Source organism: Duganella sp. 1411, assembly GCF_017833525.1.
Lineage (GTDB): Bacteria > Pseudomonadota > Gammaproteobacteria > Burkholderiales > Burkholderiaceae_D > Rugamonas.
This window is the reverse complement of sequence record NZ_JAFICD010000002.1, coordinates 537752-558255: the sequence shown is the minus strand read 5'-3', so window position 1 is coordinate 558255 and position 20504 is coordinate 537752. Positions and strand designations below refer to the sequence as shown.

Below are 20504 nucleotides of genomic sequence, written 5' to 3'. Positions count from 1 at the left end.
CATATGTACGCCAGGTAGCATATGGAGGCGATTACGGCCGAGGTCGTTTCCGGGGCGGTCGCAATGAGAAACGCGCCGGCCGGCCATCGGGGGATGGCCGGCCGGCGCGCCGGTTTGCTGCCGAAGAAAGTGGATTCTTCGCGTTTACTTCTGCGCTTTGCGGCGGGCGACCGCGCCCAGCAGGGCCAGGCCGCCGAGCATCATGGCGTAGGTTTCCGGCTCAGGCACTGGCAGCGCCGAGACGGTGGCGCCATACGTCGCGCCCGACAGGCCGGTGGTGCCGGTGACGTTGACGCTGTAGGTGCCGGCGGCCAGGTTGCCGATCCAGCTCAGCGTTTGCGAGCCGGCGCCGGGCACTGGCGCGCCGAAGCTGGTGCTGTTGAGCACGGCAGCGAAGTTCAGGATTTTGCCGGCGGTGACGGCAAACGTCTGAACGGCGGCGAACGAGGTGCTCGACGGGGCCAGCAGCGTGAAGGTCCAGGTATCGTCGATCGCGACGCCCGCGCCGAATTTCTCCGACGCGCCGGTGAAGGAGTCGAAACCGGACGGATCGAGCACACCCAGGTTGTGGACGGTGGCCGACGCGCTGAACGACGCGGCGGCAAGTACAGCGGTTGCTAGAACGGATTTCAATTTCATAGGTATCCTCGGCGAAGGTTGGGGGAGAGGTTGGTCGGGGGGTGTAGCTGAGATCAATAGTAGCATCGTTTCCTTTGCATTTTCAATCACACACTTATCGTTTTTATATTTATTTTCGTATATTTAAGTAACAGTTGTAAGGGCGCGTCACTTCTGTTGCAGCGCAGCAATCGACTGCCGATTTGTCATGTCATTTGAGTATATTTAGTGTGATAAAAATGATTGGTTGCGCGCGGCGCCGGCCCGTAGGATAGTGTCGCCCGGGAACTTAATACCCAGCTCACTTTTAAGAAAGATTGCTTATGTCACCTATCAAACTTGCCATCGTCGGCGTGGGCAAGATCGTCCACGACCAGCACGTGCCGGCGATCGCCGCCAATGCCGATTTCGCCCTGGTCGCCTCGGCCAGCCGCAACAACACGATTGAAGGCATTCCGGGATTCAAGTCGATCGAGGAGATGCTGGCCGCCATGCCCGAGATCGAGGCAGTCTCGCTGTGCATGCCGCCGCAGTACCGCTACGCCGCCGCCCATGTCGCGTTGACGGCGGGCAAGCACGTGTTCCTCGAAAAGCCGCCCGGCGCGACGTTGTCGGAAGTGGCCGACCTGGAGGCGCTGGCCGCCGCCAACGGCGTGTCGCTGTTTACCAGTTGGCACTCGCGCTACGCGCCGGCGGTGCAGCCGGCCAAGGCCTACCTGGCCGCCAACGCGCCTATTAATATGCACGTGGTGTGGAAAGAGGATGTGCGCCACTGGCATCCAAACCAGGACTGGATCTGGCAGGCCGGCGGCCTGGGCGTGTTCGATCCGGGCATCAACGCCTTGTCGATCGTCACCGAAATCCTGCCGGACCTGGTGTTCCTGACCAGCGCCTCGCTGGAATTCCCGGAAAACCGCGACGCGCCGATCGCCGCCGAGCTGCACTTCAAGAACGCCGCCGGCGTGCCCGTCCACGCCGAGTTCGACTGGCGCCAGACCGGCAAGCAGAGCTGGGACATCGTGGTCGCCACCGCGCGCGGCGAAGTCAAGCTCAGCGACGGCGGCGCGCGCCTGTGGATCGACGGCGCCGAACAGCCGCTCGAGAAGGAAGCCGAATACCCGTCGCTGTACCGCCGCTTCGCCGAGCTGGTCAGGACCGCCAGCTCGGATGTCGACGTCGCCCCGCTGCGCCACGTGGCCGACGCCTTCATGCTGGGCAAGCGCAAGGTCGTCGACGCCTTCCACGACTGACCGTTCCGTATTGACCATGCGACGCCACCCGCGCCCGCGGGTGGCGTTTTCATTTGCGTGTGCAGGTCGGCAATGAGACCACGCACGGCATGCTGTGGCCGCAAGGCGCGGCTGCCACCCACATGACCAACTATGCGCGCTTCGTCGCCAGCGGCTACGATGCCGTGAAGCAAATATTTCCCGGTGCGCTGGTGATCGTGCACGTGGATAACTGCCACGACAACCGCCAGTTCCGCTGGAACTTCGACGGCCTGCTGGCCAATGGCGGCAAGTTCGACGTGATCGGCGCGTCCGCGTATCCGACCACGGTCAAGGGGATCGGCTGGCGCGCGGCGACGGCGGCCTGCCTGCATACTATGAACGACCTGGCCGCCCGCTACGGCAAGCCGGTGATGCTGGCCGAGGTGGGCGTGCCGTGGAACCATCCGGAAGGCAAGGCCATCGTCGCCGACCTGATCGCCAAGGTGCGCCGGGTGGACCACGGCAAGGGCATCGGCGCGTTCTATTGGGAGCCGCAGGCTTACGACTGGAAAGGCTATCCGATGGGCGCGTTCGATCGCGGCGGCAGGCCGACCGCGATCATGGACGCGTTTTTGCCGTAATCCATAGTCGCCAACCGTATCTAATCTAACGTAGGGCGGATTAGGCGGAACGCCGTAATCCGCTATCGTTGAGCCGTTGGCGGCGCATGCATGGCGGATTACGCTGCGCTAATCCTCCCTACGTGGTTATCCTGATAGTCGGACGTTCCGTTGTTCTTTGCGCGCAATTTTTTACCGGCCTCGCTCGCTGTTTGCCCGGCTTTGATGTAGATTGACGAGTCCGACTCAATCCTCGCGCTTTCTATGTCTTTTCTCCCCAGGCGAACCTTGTCGCTTCGGCATCTGCTCATCATCCTGACCGCGATCGGACTGCTGCCCATGGCCCTGCTGGGCGTGTGGAGCATCCACGCGGCCAGCCAGTACCAGCTGCGCGAGCAGGAGCGCTCGATGCTCGACCTGGCGCGCGCGCTGTCGAGCGCGGCCGACGCCGAACTCGACGCCTCGGTCGCCATGCTCAACAGCACGGCCCGCGCGCCGTCCTTGCAGGCCGGCGACATCGAGGGCTTTTACGACGTCGCGCGCGGCTTGGCCGAGGCGCAGGCCGAGTGGCTGGGCCTGATCCTGACCGACAACGCCGGCAACGTCCTGTTCAACACGATCGCCGGGCGCGACGCGGCGCCGCCCAAGGTGGTCGATCCCGACAGCCTGCGCCGCGTGCTGGCCACGCGCCAGCCGGTGGTCGGCCGCATCCTGCGCGGCGCCAAGGGCCGCGCCGCCTTCCCCGTGCGGATCCCGGTGATCGACGACGACGGCGAACTGTACACGCTGACGGCCGTGATCCGGCCCGACCGCATCGTGCAAATGATCCAGCGCCAGAGCATGCCCGAGGGCTCGGTCATCTCCATCATCGACGCCGACGGCAAGCTGGTGGCGCGCTCGCGCAACCAGGACGGCACCGTCGGCGGCCCGCCGAGCGCCTCGCTGATGCAGCTGATCGGCAGCGCCAAGGCCGAAAACGTCGGCAGCGCCGCCACGCTCGAGGGCGAGACGGTGGTGTCGGCCTACACCACCTTGTCCCACTACGGCTGGACCGTGGTGGTGGGGCAGCCGGCGGCGCAGCTGCGCAGCGCCGCGCTGCAGCGCATGGCCGTCTACGGCGCCGGCATCCTGGCCTCGCTGGGCGCGTGCATTGGCATCGCCTCGCTGCTGTCGGCGCGCATCGTCACCACCATCAAGGGCCTGCAGACGGGCGCGGCGGCGCTGGGCACCGGCGCGCCGGTCGCCATCGTGCCGTCGCGCATCGCCGAGTTCCAGCTGATCGGCGCGGCGCTGGAGGAGGCCGAGCGCCAGCGCGCGGCGCAGGAACAGGAGCGGGCCTTGTTGATGAGCTCATTGAAGCAGGCGCTCGAGAGCCAGCAGGCGGCACTGGCGCGGGCCGGCGAGGCGGGGCGCGCCAAGGACGAGTTCCTCGCCGTGCTGGGCCACGAGTTGCGCAACCCGCTCAGTCCCATCGTCACCTCGCTCGACCTGATGGACATGCGCGACGAACCCGGCGGGCGGCGCGAACGCGCGGTGATGCGGCGCCAGACCAACCACCTGCGGCGCCTGGTCGACGACCTGCTCGACGTCTCGCGCATCACCTCGGGCAAGCTGCGCATCGACAGCCGGCAGGTCAATTTCGCCGAGGTGGTGCGGCACGCGGTGGCGGCCTCGCCGCAACCGGTGGCGCTGTCGGCGCCGGCGGCGCTGTGGGTGCGCGGCGACGACAGCCGCCTGACCCAGGTGCTCAACAATTTGCTGTCGAACGCGGCCCGCTTCGGCAGCGACGACACGCGCGTGACGCTGACGGCCGACGGCGGCATGGCGCGCCTGGTGGTGAGCGACAACGGCATCGGCATGGGGCCGGAGTTGCTGGCGCGCGTGTTCGAGCCGTTCATGCAGGCGCCGCAGACGCTGGAGCGCCGCACCGGCGGCCTCGGCCTGGGGCTGGCGATCGTGCGCAAGCTCGTCGAGCTGCACGGCGGCAGCGTCACGGCCGACAGCGCCGGCGCCGGCCAGGGCAGCCGCTTCGAGGTGGTGCTGCCGCTCAGCGAGGAGGGCGCCGCCGCGCCGGCGGCCGGGCCGTGCGCCACCTGCGCCGGGGTGCGGGTGCTGCTGGTCGACGACAACGTCGACGCCGCCACGTCGGCGGCGGCGCTGCTCGAACAGCTGGGCCACGAGGTGTGCGTGCTGCACAGCGCGGCCGAGGCGCTGGCGCGCTTCCGGCAGTACGCGCCGGCGGTGGCGATCCTCGACATCGGCCTGCCGGACATGGACGGCTACGCGCTGGCGGCGGCGCTGCGGCGCGCGCAGGGGCCGGCGCCGCTGCGGCTGGTGGCGTTGACCGGCTACGGCCAGAAGGAGGATGTCGAGCGGGCCGCCGCGGCCGGCTTCGACCTGCATCTGACCAAGCCGGCCAGCGCCGACGAGTTGCGGCGCGCCGCCACCGTCGGCGGTGGAGTGATTCGTAGGGCGGATTAGGCGGAACGCCGTGATCGGCCATCGATGCGCCGTCGGCGGCACACCCATGGCCGATTACGCTGCGCTAATCCGCCCTACGTGGTTGAGATGACTCAGCCGCCCAGCGCGCGCTCGCGCCCCACCGCGTAGCCCTGCGCGTAGTCGATGCCGATGTTGTTGACCACGTCCAGGGTGGTCGTGTCCTCGACGAACTCGGCGATCGTCTGGATGCCGATCACCTGGCCGACCTTGTGGATCGCCTCGACCATCGCCCGGTGCACCGGGTTTTGCGCGATGTCGCGGATGAACGAGCCGTCGATCTTGAGGAAATCGACCGGCAGCGATTTCAGGTAGCCGAACGACGACAGGCCGCTGCCGAAGTCGTCGAGCGAGAAGCGGCAGCCGAGCAGCTTGAGGCGCGACATCAGGTCCTGCGCCTTGGGCAGGTTGCGGATCGCCGCCGTCTCGGTGATTTCAAAGCAGATGCGCGCCGGGTCGACGTGGTTGTCGACGAACTGGTCGATGATGAACTGTTGCAGCGTGTCGTCGTTCATCGACGGCCCCGACAGGTTGACCGAGTACATCGCCGGCGCGCCGGGCGCCGCGCCGGCGTCGCCGGTGGCGGCGGCCGCGGCGCCGATGTGGCGGCACAGCGCGCCGATGACCCAGCGGTCCAGCATCGGCATCATGTGGTAGCGCTCGGCGGCGGGGATGAAGCGGTCCGGCCGGATCAGGTCGCCGGCCCCGTCCTTGAGCCGCAGCAGGATCTCCTCGTGGGCCAGGCCGCTGCCGCGCAGGCCGGCGATCGGCATCGCGTACAGCGCGAAGCCGTCGTGCTCGATGGCCTCGTTCAGGCGCGGCACCCACATCATCTCGCTGTGGCGCCGCGCCAGGGTGGCGTCGCTCTCGGAGTACACGTGGATGCGGTTGCGGCCCTCGTCCTTGGCCATGTAGCAGGCCTCGTCTGCGGCGGCCAGCACGTCGCTGACGGACTTGCTGTCGGCGCTGATCTCGACCATGCCGATGCTGGCGCCGATCTCGAAGCTGTGCTCGTCCCAGACGAAGCGGAACTCCTTGACCAGCTGGCGGATCTCCTCGGCGATCAGGCGCGCCTGGTCGAGCTGGCAATAGCCCAGCAGCACGCCCAGCTCGTCGCCGCCGAGCCGCGCCAGCACGTCGCTCTCGCGCATCTTGTCCTGCAACAGGTTGGCCAGGATCTGCAGCAGCGCGTCGCCGGCGGCGTGGCCGGCGGCGTCGTTGACCAGCTTGAAGCGGTCGAGGTCGATGTACAGCAGCGCGTGCGTGTAGCCGTCCTGCTTGGACGCGTGCAGCGCGTGGGCGATGTGCTGCTCGAACTCGCGCCGGTTGCACAGGCCGGTGAGCACGTCGTGGCTGGCGTGCCACGACAGTTGGCTCGACAGCGCGCGCTGGTGGGTGACGTCGCGGAACACCGCCACCGCGCCCAGCATCTCGCCGTCGCCCAGCCGGATCGGCGCGGCCGTGTCCTCGATGGCCAGGCGGCGGCCGTCGCGCGTGACCAGCATGGCGCGCGCCGACAGGCCCACCGCCTCGCGCTTGAGCAGGCACTTGTAGACGCTGTGCTCGAGCGGGCGGCCGTCGGCCTCGTCGACCAGCGGCAGCACCTGGCCGATGTCGCGCCCGGCCGCCGCCTCGCGCGTCCAGCCCGTCAGCCGCTCGGCCGCCCGGTTCAGATAGCGCGTCGCGCCGTAGCCGTCGGTGGTGATGACGCCGTCGCCGATGCAGTCGAGCGTGACCTCGGCCATGCGGTCGCGCTCGGCGGCCAGGCGGTCCTTTTCGACCACGGCGGTGATGTCGCGGATCAGGCCCAGCGTGCGGTCCGGCCGACCCTGCGCGTCGCACAGCACGCGCGCCTCGGCGCGCAGCCAGCGCACGGCGCCGTCGCCGAGGCGCACGCGGTAGCCGACGTGGTATTCGCCGGCGGCGTCGACGGCCTCCTGCATGGCGCGCAGCGTCGCGTCGCGGTCGGCCTCGTGCACCAGCGCCAGGAACTGGGCGAACGGCTGGGTGGTGTCGCGCGCCGGCAGGCCGATCATGGCGGCGCCGCGCGCCGACCAGCGGACCGCGCCCGCGACGACCTGGCCGTCGACGACGGTGGCGTCCCACACCGCCATGCCGGCCGCCTCGATCGCCATGCGCGACCGTATTTCGTGCTCGTCCATTTCGTGCTGGTCCATAGTAGCCTCGCTGGTTTTCCGACTCGATAAGGACGATGGTGGTCCGCCACGCGCGGCCCCGATTGAGGCAGCGCAAACGGACAGGGTATCGTATCGCGCGCGGATGGCCGCGCGCAGAGGGCCGGGGCGGAGCGCGATGGCCGCAGCGTGTGCTGGCACACACACACGCCATGATTTACCGCGGGCGGCGATTGTAAAACGCCGGCCTTCCCTTGTAAAATGTTAATAAGATAGCATTTCTCGCAAGGAGTTTTCATGTCCCAACCCAAACCCTACGATCCAAACGCGATGCTCGACACCATCCTGGCCAAACTGCAGCTGCGCAACGACGCTGCGTTATCGCGTCTGCTGGAGATCCAGGCCCCCGTGATCAGCAAGATCCGCCACCACCGCATGCCCGTCAGCGGCGCGCTGCTGGTGCGCATCCACGAGGCCACCGGCCTCAGCGTGCGCACCTTGCAGGACCTGATGGGCGACCGCCGCAGCAAGTTCCGCCTGTCGTCGGCCCAGGGCCGCGCCGGCGCGCCCGGCGGCGCGGCCCCCGACGCCGCCAGCGGCGGTGGCGAATGAGCGCGCCGGCCCCGGTCGACCCCGACGAGCTGGCGGCGCTGGGCGCGCTGTTGCGCCAGCGCGGTTACCATTTCACCACCGTCACGCCGGCCACCCACGCCCGCGTGCTGGGCCGCGCGGCGCCGGACCAGTCCGGCGCGCCCGGCCTGCGCGACGTGTTCGGCTGGAGCAAACCCTTCACGGCCGAGCAGATCGACGCCGCGATCCTGGCGCGCATGCGCGGCGCCGGCGTGCTGCTGGACGACGCCGGCACGCTGCGCAGCGCCGTGCGCGCCTCGACCATCGGCCGGCAGCTGTATTTCCACTCGGCCTATCCGACCGCCGACGCCGACGCCGTGTTCCTCGGGCCGGACACCTACCGCTTCGTGCGCGCGGCCGGCCACGCGATCGACCAGCTCGCCGGCCAGTCGGGCGCCACCGTGCGCCGCGCGGCCGACATCGGCTGCGGCGCCGGGCCGGGCGCCATCATGCTGGCGCAGCGCTTCCCCGAGGCGCAGGTGTACGCGGTCGACATCAACGCGCGGGCGCTGGCGCTGGCCGAGGTCAACCGCCGCCTGGCCGGCACCGCCAACGTCGAGTGCCGCCACAGCGACATGCTGTCCGCGCTGGACGGCGAATTCGACCTGATCATTTCCAATCCGCCGTACCTGCTCGATCCGGACCAGCGCGCCTACCGCCACGGCGGCGGGGAACTGGGCGCCGGCCTGTCGCTGCGCATCGTCGAGGCGGCCATCGCCCGGCTGGCGCCCGGCGGCACCTTGCTGCTATATACCGGCGTGGCGATCGACAACGGCGAGGACCCGTTCCTGCGCCAGGCCGGCGTGCTGCTGGAAGGCGCGCGCATGGCGTGGAAGTACGAGGAGATCGACCCCGACGTGTTCGGCGAGGAGCTCGACACCCCGGCCTACGCCGGCGTCGACCGCATCGCCGCCGTGCTGCTGGTGGCCAGAAAAGGCGGTGTTTGATGCGGGTGATGCGGCAGCGTTTGCTGCGCGGCGCCAACCTGTACAGCCCGCACCCGTGCCTGGCCGCGACCATCGCGTTCGACGACGATGGCGCCGTGCCGCCGGCCGATGCGGCCGCCGCGCTGGGGCGGCAACTGGGCGCGCCGCTGCCGCCGGCCGCCGGCGCCGACATCGGCCAACTGGTGGCGCAGGTGGCGCTGATGCTGCAGCGTTCGTGCGGCCACGCGCTTGATTTCGCCCATTCGGAACCGCTGGCGCCGGGCGCCGCGCAGCGGCGGGTCGTCATCCAGTACGCGCTCGAACACGTGGCGCAGCGGGCGCTGGCGACGGCGCTGGACATGGTCGGCGCCGCCATGCGCGGCGACGATTACGACGCGCCGGCGGCGCTGGCCGCGCTGCACGCGCTGTCGCTGGCGCTGGCGCTGCCGCCGCGCATCGCCGAACTGGCGGGCCGGGCGCGCGCGCTGGGCATCCCCGTGCTGCGCGCCAGCGAGCACGCCGATCTGGTCCAGTTCGGATGGGGCAGCCGGCAGTGGCGCTTCGTCGACGCCCCGCTGGCCGACACGCGGCTGCTGACCAACACCATCGTGCGCGACCGCCTGCTGACGCGGGCGCTGATGGTCGAGGCGAATATCGACGTCCCGGCCGGCACCACCGTCGGCCGGCTCGAGGACGCCTTGCGCGTGGGCCGCCGTTACGACTGGCAGGTGGTGGTCAAGCGGCGCCACGTGGGCGGCGACGAGCGCCAGTGGCGCTGCGCCGGCGAGGCCGAGTTGACGGCGGCGTTCGCGCTGGCGCACGCGGGCGGCGGCGACGTCGTGCTCGAAAGCTTCGAGGACGGTCCGCTGGCCGTCGTGGCGGTCGATGCCGGCGGCGCGCGCCACGCGTCGGCGCCGGTGCGCCGGCTGTGCGAAGGGGCCGCCGCCAAACTCGGCCTGGCCGAGGCGCGCGTCGGCGTCGTCGACACCAGGCTCGGGCCGCTGGTGACGGCGCTCGGCGGCGCCGCCGACGCCGGCGTCCTCGATGCCGCCGAGCGCGAACGGCTGCTGCTGGCCGAGCCCGACCAGGGCCGCATCCCGCTGATCGCCGTCACCGGCACCAACGGCAAGACCACCACCACCCTGATGATCGCCCACGCCGTGCGGCTGGCCGGGCTGCGCACCGGCACCACCACCACGCAGGGCATCTTCATCGACGAGCGCATCGTCGGCCAGGGCGACTGCACCGGCTACTGGTCGCACCGCGCGGTGCTCGGTTCGCCCGAGGTCGACTTCGCCGTGCTGGAGACGGCGCGCGGCGGCCTGCTCAAGCGCGGCCTGGCGTTCGACGCGTGCGCCGTCGGCGTCATGCTCAACGTCTCGGACGACCATCTGGGCCTCGACGGCGTGGAAACCGTCGACGACCTGGCGCGCGTCAAATCGACGGTGGTCGCGGTCGCGCGCACGGCTGTGCTCAACGCCGACGACCGCCATTGCGTGGCCGCGCTCGCGCGTCTGGCTCCCGGCGCGGCGGCGATCTTGTTTTCGATGGACGCCGCCAATCCGGCCTTGCGCGGGCATCTGGCGCGCGGCGGCGCCAGCGTCTGGCTCGAGGACGAGGCCATCATGCTGGCCGACGGCGCCGCCGCGCGGCCGGTGATCGGCGCGGCGGCCATCCCGGCCACCGTGGGCGGCCTGGCCCGCTACAACGTCGCCAACAGCCTGGCCGCCACCGCCGCCTTGCACGCGGCCGGCTTCGACCCCGCGCACATCGGGGCGGCGCTGTCGACGTTCGTGTCGGACGCTGCGACCAATCCCTTGCGCTCGAATATCTTCGCGGTGCGCGATTTCCATATCGTGCTCGATTACGCTCACAATCCGGCCGCCTACGCCGCGCTCGGCGCCATGGCGCGCGGGATGGCGGCGCGGGTGCCGGGCGCGCGCGCGATGGGCGTGGTGACGTCGCCGGGCGACCGCCGCGACGCCGACCTGCGCCGCATCGGCGAAACCTGCGCGGCCGCGTTCGACACGCTGTTCGTCTACGAATCCCTGAGCCGCGGCCGGCCGCGCGGCGAGGCCGCCGCCGTCATCGCCGACGGCGTGCGCGCCGCCGGCGGGCCCGGGCATCTCGACACGTTCGGCGGCGCGGCCGAGGCGGTGCAGGCGGCCTATCGGCTATGCGGCCACGGCGACGTGCTGGTGTTTGCCTGCGGCACGGCCGTCTCGACCCTGATCGAGGCGGTGCGCGCGATCGACCCGGACGGCGCCGCCGCGCTCGAACGGCAAGCGGCAGGCGAGGGTTCAGGCCAGGGCGGTGTCTAGCACCATCATCACGATGAAGCCGATGACCAGCGCGCAGGAGGCGGTCTTGCAATGGCCGTGGCGGTGCGCCTCGGGCACGACGTCGTGGCAGATCACATACAGCATGGCGCCGGCCGCGCTGGCCAGGCCCCACGGCAGGAAGGCGGCGCTGAGCTCCATCAGCAAGGCCGCGCAGACGGCGCCGGCCGGCTCGACCAGGCCGGACAGGGCGCCCAGCGCGGCCGAGAACACGCGGCCGTAGCCGACCGAGCGCAAGGCGATCGCCACCACCAATCCCTCGGGGATGTCCTGGATCGCGATGCCGGTTGCCAGCGTATTGGCCTTGACGGCGTCGACGCCGCCGTAGCCGACGCCGATCGCCAGGCCCTCGGGCAGGTTGTGGATCGCCACCGCGCCGACGAACAGCCAGGCGCGCGCCATCGCGGTCGGCGCGGCGTCGGCGGCGCCATCGCCCAGCACGCGCTCGGAGCGCACCAATTGGCCCAGCAACATCACCAGCAGCATGCCGATCAGGATACCGGCGCCGACCGTCAAGCTGGCGCCGACCGGCCCGGCGCCGGCCTGCTTGCTGGCGCCAATCGCCGGCAGCACCAATGAAAACGACGTCGCCGCCAGCATGATGCCGCCGCCCAGGCCGAGCGCGGCGTCGTAGCTGCGCTGCGAAAATTTTTGCGCCAACAGCACGGGCAGCGTGCCGGCCGCCGTGGCCGCCGCCGCCCACAGGCCGCCGGTCAGCGCCTGGCGCGCCGGCAAGGGCAGCGACGCCAGCGCCAGCGCCAGGTCGCGCATCAGCAACAGCGCGCCGAAGATGCCGATGAAGGCGCCGGTGGCGAGGCGCCACGGGGGCCGGGTGCCGGGTCCGAGCATACGATCAGTCCGGGGGGCTCGCGCCCGAGGTGTCAGCAAACATGGTGCTCTCCGAGTCGATATGCGATGGTATGCCGCCGGCCACGGTGCAGCTATCGGTGCGCGGCGCATACACCTGTAAGACGGTTCTCGCACGGATTTGTTTACCGCCGCGCGGCTCAATTGCTGAGTAATTCATGTCGACGCGCGTGGTAAACCGGTGGTCAAAAAACGCCAGCGCAGTCCTACTTGATGATGTCGCCTGCTCCGATACTGTCGGTTGCTGATCACGCTTACCATGATTTTCCTCGAGTTTGCTTATGCAGGATGGCAGACCGATTTGACGTTTGATCAACCATTTTTCAGGAGGAAAATCATGGCCAATTCGAACCAAAACAACGGCGGTAATCAGGGCAATCAAGGCGGCAAGGGTAACCAGCAGTCCGACCAGGGCACCAGCGGGCGCGGCTTCGCGTCGATGGATCCTGACCAGCAACGCGAGATCGCGTCCGAAGGCGGCCGCGCGGCCCACGCGGCCGGCACGGCGCACGAGTTCACGTCGGAAGAGGCGCGCCGCGCCGGCAGCATGAGCCACAAGAACGACGGCAGCCAGCAAAGCGGCACCGGCGGCTCGCGTTCCGGCGGCGGCAACGAGGAGGGTGGCCGGGGCGGCTCGGGCGGCACGCGCGGCGGCACGCCGGAGCAGCATGCCGAGGCCGGCCGCCAAAGCCATAAGAACGACCGCAAATAAGTAGGCCGGCCGGGCCGTTGTATCCATGGGCTCCGGCGGTTTGCCGGAGCCTTTTTTATTGGACCCCGGCGCCCCGGCGCAGCAGCATCTCTTCGATCTGCTCGAAGCTGACCGGCTTGACCAGGTGGGCGTCGAAACCCGCTTGCCTGGCCAGGTCGCGGTCCTTTTGCTGGCCCCAGCCGGTGACCGCCACCAGCGCCGTGTGCCGCAGCGCCGGCAGGGCGCGCAGCGCGCGCGCCAGGTCGTAGCCGTTGAGGGCCGGCAGGCCGATGTCGAGGAAGGCGAATTCCGGCACGAACGCGGCGGCGTTGTCGAGCGCGCTCTGGCCGTCGTAGGCCACCGACACCACGTGGCCGCGCGATTCCAGCAGCGCGCCCATGCTGTTGACGAAGTCGATGTTGTCGTCGGCCAGCAGGATGCGGCGGCTGCCGCCGGCCGCCGGCCGGGCCGGCGCCGACGGCGCCGCCTCGGCATGCGCCGCCGGCGCCAGCGGCAACGTCAGCACGAACTCGCTGCCGTAGCCCAGGCCCAAACTGTGCAAGCTCAGCTCGCCGCCGTGCAGCTCGGCCAGCCGCCGCGCCAGCGACAGGCCCACGCCCAGGCCGGCCGTGGTGCGCTCGAGCGTGGCGTCGGCCTGCACGAACATCTGGAACACCGCCTCGCGCATCGCCGGCGCGATGCCGATGCCGTTGTCGCGCACGTGGATGCGCACGCGCGCCGGCTCCAGTTCGACGTCGAGCGCGATGCGCCCGCCGCGCGCGGTGTACTTGGCGGCGTTGTTGAGCAGGTTCGACAGGATCTGCGTCAGCCGCGTGGCGTCGCCCTCGATCGCCACCGGGTGCGCCAGCGGCGGCGCCGTCACCACGTGGCCCTGCTGCTCGACCAGCGGGCGCACGATCTCGAGCGCGTCGTGGATCACTTGCTGCAGGTCGACCAGCTCGCGCTTGATGGCCAGCTTGCCGGTGTTGATGCGCGAGACGTCGAGCAGGTCGTCCACCAGCCGCACCATCTGGCGCAGCTGGCGCTCCATGATGGCGCGCGCGCGCTGCCCGGCGCCCAGGTCGGACGGGTTGATGCGCATGATGTCGAGCCCGGTCCTGATGGGCGCCAGCGGATTGCGCAGCTCGTGCGCCAGGGTGGCGAGGAATTCGTCCTTGCGGCGGTCGGCCAGCCGCAGCGCGCGCTCGGCGTCCTGGCGCACCGCCATCTCGCGCTCGAGCGTGCGGTTGGTCTCGAGCAGGCCGCTGGCGCTTTTCTCCACCTCGGCCAGCATGGCGTTGAAGGCGTCGACCAAGGTGCCGATCTCGCCCGGCGCCACGCCGGGCACGCGCAGGCTGAAATCGCGCCGCTCGATGACGGCGCGCGCGGCCGAGGTGACCGCCGCCAGCGGTTCGGTGATGCCGCGTTGCAGGCGCGAGGCGACCAGCGCCGCCAGCGCCAGGCTGCACAGCATGACCACGCCGAGGATCGAGCCGTACGAGGCGATCCGCTCGCCGATGCGGTAGCGCGCCTCCAGGTAGACGGTGCCGATGCGCTCGCCGTGTTCGACGATCGGGTGGTACAAGGTCAGGCTGCCGTTGATGATCTGGTGTCCCGGCGGCCCCGGCTTGTCGAGGAACACCGGCGTGTTGAGCGCGGCCTGGGTGTACGAGGCGAACAGCCGGCCGCCGCTGTTGTAGATGGCGCCGGCCAGGATCTCCGGGCGCACCTGCAGCATGGCGAGGTTCTTGCGCGCGGCCGGGGCGTCGTTGAAGTTGATCGCCGGCGCGCAGGCCAGCGCGATCAACTCGGCCTGGGTTTGCATGTCGTCGATCCACGCGCGCTGGAACGTGTTGAGGTCGTAGAACAGCATCGCGCCGGTGCACAGCAGCAGCGCGGCGGCGGTGGTGGCCAGGGCCATCGCGATCAGTCGGGCGCGCACCGTGGTCACGCGCAACCACGCCATCAGCCGCCCCCTTTGAGTACCGCGTACGCCACCGACAACAGGCGCGAGCTCAGTTTGAGCCGGCCGCGCTCGGCCGCCGCCAGCGAGACTTCGAAGCGCACCCGCTCGTCCACCAGCAAGAAGTTGATGATGCTGCCGGCCTCGATGCCGGTGGCCGATTCGGTCACGCTCAGCGCGCCGGCCGCCTGCGCCGCCTTGACCAGCGCCGCCTCGGCGCCGCCCTCGGCCGCGCCGATGAACAGCAGGTGCAGGCCGGCGGCGCTGTCGCCGTCGTGCAGCCGGCGCACGACGACGGCGTGGTTGTTGACCATGCGCCCGCTGGTCTGCCGCGTCAGTTCGCCGGCGACGTCCTCGGCGCCGGCCACGCCCACCACGTAAGGCGCGCCCGGATCGAGCGGGCCGCCGGGAAAATCGACATAGCCGAGAAATTTATACAGGTAGGCCGCCTTCACGGCGCGCTCGGCGCTGGGCAAGGCGCCCTCGGCTTCGTCCTGGACGGTGGCCAGGGCGCCCATGGCGGCGATCGGCGCGACGTCGCTCATCTGGACGGCGATGGCGGGCGCGGCCAGCGCCACGGCCAGCGCCACGGCCAGCGCGCGCGGCGGCGACAAGGGCCGTCGGCCCGGTGTGGAGAGTAGCGCTCGCATGGCCTTAGAGCTGCTTGCTTAAAGGAAAGAACGCGTTGTACCGGGCAATGCCGGGGGCGGTCAAGGCAGGCTTCATCGCAGCGGGCCATGCCACCAGTGTCCCGCCCGCGCCCCTCGCTTTGCCACGCATTGATGTTTCCTTTTATATCACGTTGGAAAATTATACTGGCGCAAGGTCGCCCCATGGGCGTTTGTGCTGAATAACAACATTGACGCCGCTTGCCGGCGCTCGTCCATGCAAGTGACCCCTTGTCCTGGACGGACGATTGACGGCCGGCTCGACCGCGTTTTACGGCCGCTCCTTTAAAATCAGCAGTGAGATTACACCACTGTATGTGTCACGAGGGAGCGTCATGCAACAAGAAGACCCATCGGCCGCCAACGCAATCGAAGCTGAGCGTTTTCGTCATTTTATCGTCAGCGTCACCGACTACGCGATTTACACGCTCTCGCCCGAAGGCGTGGTGATCACCTGGAACGCCGGCGCCCAGCGCTTCAAGGGCTACCGCGAGGACGAGATCGTCGGCCGCCATTTTTCCGTGTTCTACACGGCCGAGGAACAGGCGCGCGGCCGGCCGCTGCACGCGCTCGAGCAGGCCAAAACCGTCGGCAAGTTCGAGGACGAGGGCTGGCGCGTGCGCAAGGACGGCACGCGCTTCTGGGCCAGCGTGGTGCTCGACCCGATCCGCGACGTCGCCGGCGAGCTGCTCGGCTTCACCAAGATCACGCGCGACGTCACCGCGCAGCGCGCCGCGCAGGAGGAATTGCACGCCAGCGAGGAGCGCTTCCGGCTGCTGGTGCAGGGCGTGACCGACCACGCGATCTATATGTTGTCGCCGGAAGGCGTGGTGACCAACTGGAACGAGGGCGCGCGCCGCATCAAGGGCTATCAGGCCGAGGAGGTTGTCGGCCGCAGCTTCGCGATGTTCTACACGCCCGAGGACCAGGCCGCCGAGGCGCCGCGCGCGGCACTGGAGGCGGCGCTGGCGCAGGGGCGCTTCGAGCGCGAGGGCTGGCGCGTGCGCAAGGACGGCACGCGGTTCTGGGCCAACGTGGTGATCGAGCCGATCCGCGATCCGATGGGCAAGCTGATCGGCTTCGCCAAGGTCACGCGCGACATCACCGAGCGCCGGCTGGCCGCCGAGCAGCTCGAGCGCACCCGCGAATCGCTGGCGCAGTCGCAAAAGCTCGAGGCGATCGGCAAGCTGACCGGCGGCATCGCGCACGACTTCAACAACTTGCTCAACGTCGTCATGAACGGGCTCGACATCCTGCGCACGGTCACCGACCGCAGCGTCCAGGGCCGCGCGCTGGACGCTATGGAGCGCGCCGCGCAGCGCGGCGCCTCGCTGACGCAGCAGTTGCTGGCGTTCGCGCGCCAGCAGCCGCTGCGCCAGGAACCGCACGACATCGGCCGCGTGATCCGCTCGTTCGAGGCGGTGCTGCACCGCGCCGTGCCCAGCCGCATGCGGCTGGGGCTGCGGGTCGAGTCGGACCTGCCCAACGTGCTGATCGACCCGACCCAGTTCGAGTCGGCGCTGCTCAACCTGGTCGTCAACGCGCGCGACGCCATGCGCGACCACGGCGACGTGACGATCCACGCCGGCGCGGTGCAACTGGCCGATGGCGAGGTCGGGCAACTGGCGGCCGGCACCTATGTCCGGGTGGCCGTCACCGACGCCGGCACCGGCATGGCGCCGGAGACGGTGGCGCGCGCGGTCGAGCCGTTCTTCACCACCAAGCAGGTCGGCAAGGGCACCGGGCTGGGGTTGAGCCAGGTGTACGGGCTGGCGCAGCAATGCCAGGGCGACCTGGTGATCAAGTCGACGGAAGGCGAGGGCACCACCGTGGCGCTGTACTTCCCGGCCATCGTCGGCGAAGACGGCGCCCACAGCAAAAGCGGTCACAGCAAGGCGGAGAAGGTGCTGCTGGTCGACGACCAGCCGGACGTGCTGGAGACGGCGGTGGCGCTGTTCGGCCACCTCGGCTACGAGGTGCTGTCGGCCAACAACGGCATCGAGGCGCTGGAGACGTTGCGCGGCAATCCCGACATCGCCATCCTGTTTTCCGACGTGGTCATGCCCGGCATCGGCGGCATCGAGCTGGCGAAAATCGCCCGCCGCGAGTTCCCGGACGTGAAGGTGATCCTGGCGTCGGGCTATACCCGGTCAAGCCTGCACGATCAAAGCGCCGACCTGGACGCGTTCGACCTGATTCCCAAGCCTTACCGTCTCAGCGATCTGATCAAGACCCTCGGCGCGGTCCGGCCCCGGTAGGCGCGCCGCCGCGCCGGCGCCGGCCGTCAGGAAAGGCCGCAAACCGGCGACGATGATGTCGGCGTCCAGTCCGCTGGCCATCAGCGCGGCGGCGGCCGCCAGCACGCCGGCAAGATGGCGGCCGGCGCTATCGTGCGGCTCGTGCGGCGTGGTGTGCGGCGTAGCTTCCACCCGCGCCAGCCGCAGGCGCGATTCGCCGTCGGCCAGCATCAGCGCGCCGTCCTCCAGCAGCGCGGCGCGGCCGCCGCGCGCCAGGTGCTGGCGCAGCGCCGGGTGCGCCGGGTCGGCGCCGAAGTAAACCGTTTCGACGCCGGCGCCAATAGCGCCGTGGCGGTCGCCCGCCTCGCGCACCAGCGCGCGCGCGGCCGTGCGCGCGACCACCGCGCCGGTGCGGGCCATATCGTCCGGCGCGGCGCCGGCGCCGCCGTCGAGCAGCACGGCGACGTCGCAGCGGTCGAACGCCAGGCCGTGTTCGAGTATGCCGGCGTGCGGCGTTTCCAGCACCGCGAATTCCACCTCCGGCGCCGCCAGCACCGTGCGCGCCGGCCAGTAGCCGCCGCCGTCGCCGCGCGTGACGGCCTGGCCGTTGACGAAGGCGCCGTCGCCGCTGACGCAGCCGGTGGCGATGCCGGCCCGGCGCAGCGTGTGTTCGATCATCAGCGTGACGGCGGCGGCGCCGTCGCCGGCCACCGCGATCAGTGGGATGCGGCCGTCGTCGTCGCCGAACATCGACGCCACGATGGCCGCGCCGGCGTCGCGCGGGGTGCCGGCGCTGGGATGGACGTGCATGCGGATGCCGGGCGCGGCGTTGATCTCGATCACCGCGCCGTTCCTGCCGTCCAGCGGCACGCCGATGTCCTCGCACACCAGGTCGATGCCGGCGACGTCCAGGCCGATCTTGCGCGCGGCCCGCACGCACGTGGCGCGCGTCTGCGCCGGCAGCCGGTCCGTCACGTCCTCGGCGGTGCCGCCGCTCGACAGGTTGGCGTTGCCGCGCAAGACCACGCGGCGCCCGGCGGCCGGCACGCTATCCGCGTGCAGATCCTGCCCGGCCAGCGCGGTCTCGGCCTGGCCGTCGAGCGGGATGCGGGTCAGGATATTGCTGTGGCCTTCGCCGCGCGCCGGGTTGCGGTTTTCCGCCTCGACCAGTTGGCGCACGGTCGAGACGCCGTCGCCGGTGACGCTGGCGGGGCGGCGCAGCGCGGCGGCCACGACGCGGCCGCCGGCCACCAGCACGCGGTGGTCGGCGCCCTGGATAAAGCGTTCGACGATGATGGTGCGGCCATGCTCGCGGGCGCGCTCGAACGCCAGCGCGACCTCGTCGTCGGTGCCGCAGCGGGTGGTGACGCCGCGTCCGTGGTTGCCGTCGAGCGGCTTGACGGTGACCAGCCCGCCCAGCCGGCGGGCCGCGCGCAGCGCCTGCTCGAGCGAGCGCACGGTCGTGCCCTCGGGCACCGGCACGCCCGCCTCCCGCAGCAGCGTCTTGGTCAGTTCCTTGTCGGCGGCGATGCCGACGGCGATGTGGCCCGTGTCGCCCGTGATGCTGGCCTGCAGCCGCTTTTGCCGCGCGCCCCAGCCCAGCGTGAACATATTGGCCTCGGGGGTGATGCGGGTCGACGGAATGCCCCGGACCGTCGCCGCGCCCAAGATGGCGCCGGTGCTGGTGCCGATGGCGCGCCGCTGCGCCGTGGCCCGCAGCGCGGCCAGGCCGTCGGCCAGCTGCAGCTCCAGCGGCGGCTCCGGCGGCGGCTCCGGCGGCGGCTCCATTTCGTCCGCCAGCAGGCCGCGCAGCAGTCGCAGCGCCAGTTCGACGGCGTCGATCGCCACCTGTTCGCTCTCGTAGCCGCAGACCACGCGGTAGCGGCCGGCGGCGCCGGGTTCGGTGTGGCCGAAGCCGGTCGCCGTGCCGGCCAGGCATTGCAGCGCCATCGCCACGTCTTCGACCGCGCGGGCCGGGGCGGCGCCGTCGTCGGGCGCTTGCGGCGAGCCGCCGGGCCATTCCTCCGGCGCGCGATGCCGGGGCGGCGCCTGCAGCAGCGCCAGCAGGCGCCGGCGGCATGCGTCCACACGCCCGGCGGGCGCGTGCGCCGCCAGTTCGAGGTCCAGCACGGTGAGCAGGCAGGGCTGTGCGGAATACACGTTGGGGCCGCGCAGCACGTGTTGTTCGACGATGTTCATGATGTGCTGATCCGGTCGGTGAGGAAGTCGAGGAAGTCGGCCAGTTCCGGCGGGGCCGGCGGCGCGTCGGCGGGCAACTTGCCGTCGGCCGGCAGCCCGGGGCCGGGCGCGAAGGCGGCGCCCGACGGCAGCAGGTGCAGCGCGACGCCAACCAGCGTGGGCACGGCGCCGGCGCGCAGGTCGGCGATGTTGGAGCGGGCGTTGCGGCAGTCCAGCACCGTCACCATGCCTTCGCCGATGACCTCGATGCCGGAGCGGCCGTGGACGATCAGCGCGGTGTCCTCGTCGATGCCGGCGCCGATCAGGAACGGGGTTTGCGCGACCACGCTGAGCAGGCGGTGGATGCGGTGGCGCTGCGAAAAATGCTGGTCGATCACCACCCGGTGCACGAAGCCGAGGCCGGCGCCCAGGCGCACCGCGCCTTTTTCCGGCGCCAGCTCGGCCTTGCCTTCGGCCAGCATGTGGGTGCACATGGCCGACGCGCCGGCGCTGGTGCCGGCGATGCAGGCGCCGCGCCGGCCGTGGGCCTGGCGCATCGCCTGCTCGACCCGGGTGCCGCCGATGGCGGCGACCAGCCGCTTTTGATCGCCGCCGGTCATGAAGATGCCGCTGGCGCCGGCGACGGTGTCGGCGATGGCCGCGTCGTCGGCGTCGGCGCGGTCGGCGATGGGCACGTGGCGCACCGCGCGCGCGCCCAGGTCGCCCAGCGCGATGCGGTACATCTCCCACACCTGCTCGGGTATCTTGCTGGCCGCCGTCAGCACCACCAGCGGGCGTTCGGGGCCGCCCGCCAGCGCGATGAAGCGGCTCAGTATTTCCTTGTTATTGGTACGGTCTTCGCCGCCGCCGATGATCATCAGCGTGCCGGCCGGGGCGTCCTGGGCGTGGTGGTCGCTCATCG

Annotated in this window: 15 protein-coding genes; 8 read left to right on the top strand and 7 right to left on the bottom strand. The window is 70.6% G+C overall.

The genetic code is table 11. From position 1 onward, the window contains the following. Positions 1-144: 144 nt before the first annotated feature. On the bottom strand, positions 145-639 hold the full coding sequence (locus JOD97_RS14055) for an FxDxF family PEP-CTERM protein (RefSeq protein ID WP_209718663.1): 495 nt from the start codon (positions 637-639) through the stop codon (positions 145-147). A gap of 302 nt (positions 640-941) precedes the next feature. On the opposite strand from JOD97_RS14055, the gene JOD97_RS14050 reads away from it, so the two are divergent. The 3 genes from JOD97_RS14050 to JOD97_RS14040 all read left to right on the top strand — a co-directional run bounded on the left by JOD97_RS14050 (position 942) and on the right by JOD97_RS14040 (position 4930). Continuing rightward, positions 942-1868 carry a Gfo/Idh/MocA family protein gene (locus JOD97_RS14050; protein ID WP_209718660.1) on the top strand — a complete coding sequence of 309 codons (927 nt, stop codon included), beginning with the start codon at positions 942-944 and terminating at the stop codon, positions 1866-1868. Positions 1869-1927: 59 nt separating this feature from the next. Then, a complete protein-coding gene (locus JOD97_RS14045; RefSeq protein ID WP_373999877.1) occupies positions 1928-2470 on the top strand; it encodes a glycosyl hydrolase 53 family protein in 543 nt (180 codons plus the stop codon). 267 nt (positions 2471-2737) lie between these two features. After that, the gene (locus JOD97_RS14040) at positions 2738-4930 is read left to right on the top strand and encodes an ATP-binding protein (protein WP_229264447.1); all 2193 of its coding nucleotides are present in this window, start codon (positions 2738-2740) and stop codon (positions 4928-4930) included. 92 nt (positions 4931-5022) lie between these two features. Here the strand turns inward: JOD97_RS14040 and JOD97_RS14035 are convergent, their stop codons facing one another. Continuing rightward, entirely contained in the window at positions 5023-7125 is a 2103-nt protein-coding gene (locus JOD97_RS14035) for an EAL domain-containing protein (RefSeq protein ID WP_229264446.1), read from the bottom strand. A 255-nt stretch (positions 7126-7380) separates the two neighbouring features. Here JOD97_RS14035 and JOD97_RS14030 point away from each other — a divergent pair, with 255 nt between their 5' ends. From JOD97_RS14030 to JOD97_RS14020, 3 genes are read left to right on the top strand one after another with little or no spacing between them, the layout of a single operon-like run. Beyond that, positions 7381-7695, top strand: a complete 315-nt coding sequence (locus tag JOD97_RS14030) for a hypothetical protein (protein ID WP_209718654.1) — start codon at positions 7381-7383, stop codon at positions 7693-7695. After that, positions 7692-8660 (top strand): class I SAM-dependent methyltransferase, encoded by a 969-nt coding sequence (locus JOD97_RS14025; RefSeq protein ID WP_209718651.1) that lies wholly within the window; start codon positions 7692-7694, stop codon positions 8658-8660. The genes JOD97_RS14030 and JOD97_RS14025 overlap by 4 nt, the downstream gene beginning before the upstream one ends. An 8-nt stretch (positions 8661-8668) precedes the next feature. Beyond that, complete coding sequence (locus tag JOD97_RS14020) at positions 8669-10960, top strand: Mur ligase family protein (protein WP_209718648.1); 2292 nt, start codon at positions 8669-8671, stop codon at positions 10958-10960. On the opposite strand, the gene JOD97_RS14015 is transcribed toward JOD97_RS14020, so the two are convergent. Beyond that, positions 10940-11827, bottom strand: a complete 888-nt coding sequence (locus JOD97_RS14015) for a ZIP family metal transporter (protein ID WP_209718644.1) — start codon at positions 11825-11827, stop codon at positions 10940-10942. The two genes, JOD97_RS14020 and JOD97_RS14015, sit on opposite strands and share 21 nt — an antisense overlap. Before the next feature lie 355 nt (positions 11828-12182). On the opposite strand from JOD97_RS14015, the gene JOD97_RS14010 reads away from it, so the two are divergent. Further along, entirely contained in the window at positions 12183-12557 is a 375-nt protein-coding gene (locus JOD97_RS14010; RefSeq protein ID WP_209718641.1) for a KGG domain-containing protein, read from the top strand. A 55-nt stretch (positions 12558-12612) separates the two neighbouring features. Here the strand turns inward: JOD97_RS14010 and JOD97_RS14005 are convergent, their stop codons facing one another. Together JOD97_RS14005 and JOD97_RS14000 are read right to left on the bottom strand one after the other, a co-directional pair. Then, positions 12613-14502 (bottom strand): ATP-binding protein, encoded by a 1890-nt coding sequence (locus tag JOD97_RS14005; RefSeq protein WP_209718639.1) that lies wholly within the window; start codon positions 14500-14502, stop codon positions 12613-12615. Continuing rightward, positions 14502-15149, bottom strand: a complete 648-nt coding sequence (locus JOD97_RS14000) for a YfiR family protein (RefSeq protein ID WP_209718636.1) — start codon at positions 15147-15149, stop codon at positions 14502-14504. The genes JOD97_RS14005 and JOD97_RS14000 overlap by 1 nt, the downstream gene beginning before the upstream one ends. Before the next feature lie 353 nt (positions 15150-15502). On the opposite strand from JOD97_RS14000, the gene JOD97_RS13995 reads away from it, so the two are divergent. Continuing rightward, on the top strand, positions 15503-17425 hold the full coding sequence (locus JOD97_RS13995) for a PAS domain-containing sensor histidine kinase (protein WP_209718633.1): 1923 nt from the start codon (positions 15503-15505) through the stop codon (positions 17423-17425). Here the strand turns inward: JOD97_RS13995 and JOD97_RS13990 are convergent. After that, positions 17318-19603: a cyanophycin synthetase gene (locus JOD97_RS13990; protein WP_209718630.1), complete on the bottom strand. Its 2286-nt coding sequence runs from the start codon at positions 19601-19603 to the stop codon at positions 17318-17320. The genes JOD97_RS13995 and JOD97_RS13990 overlap by 108 nt on opposite strands. Then, positions 19600-20502: a cyanophycinase gene (locus JOD97_RS13985; RefSeq protein ID WP_229264445.1), complete on the bottom strand. Its 903-nt coding sequence runs from the start codon at positions 20500-20502 to the stop codon at positions 19600-19602. The genes JOD97_RS13990 and JOD97_RS13985 overlap by 4 nt, the downstream gene beginning before the upstream one ends. Positions 20503-20504 lie beyond the last annotated feature (2 nt).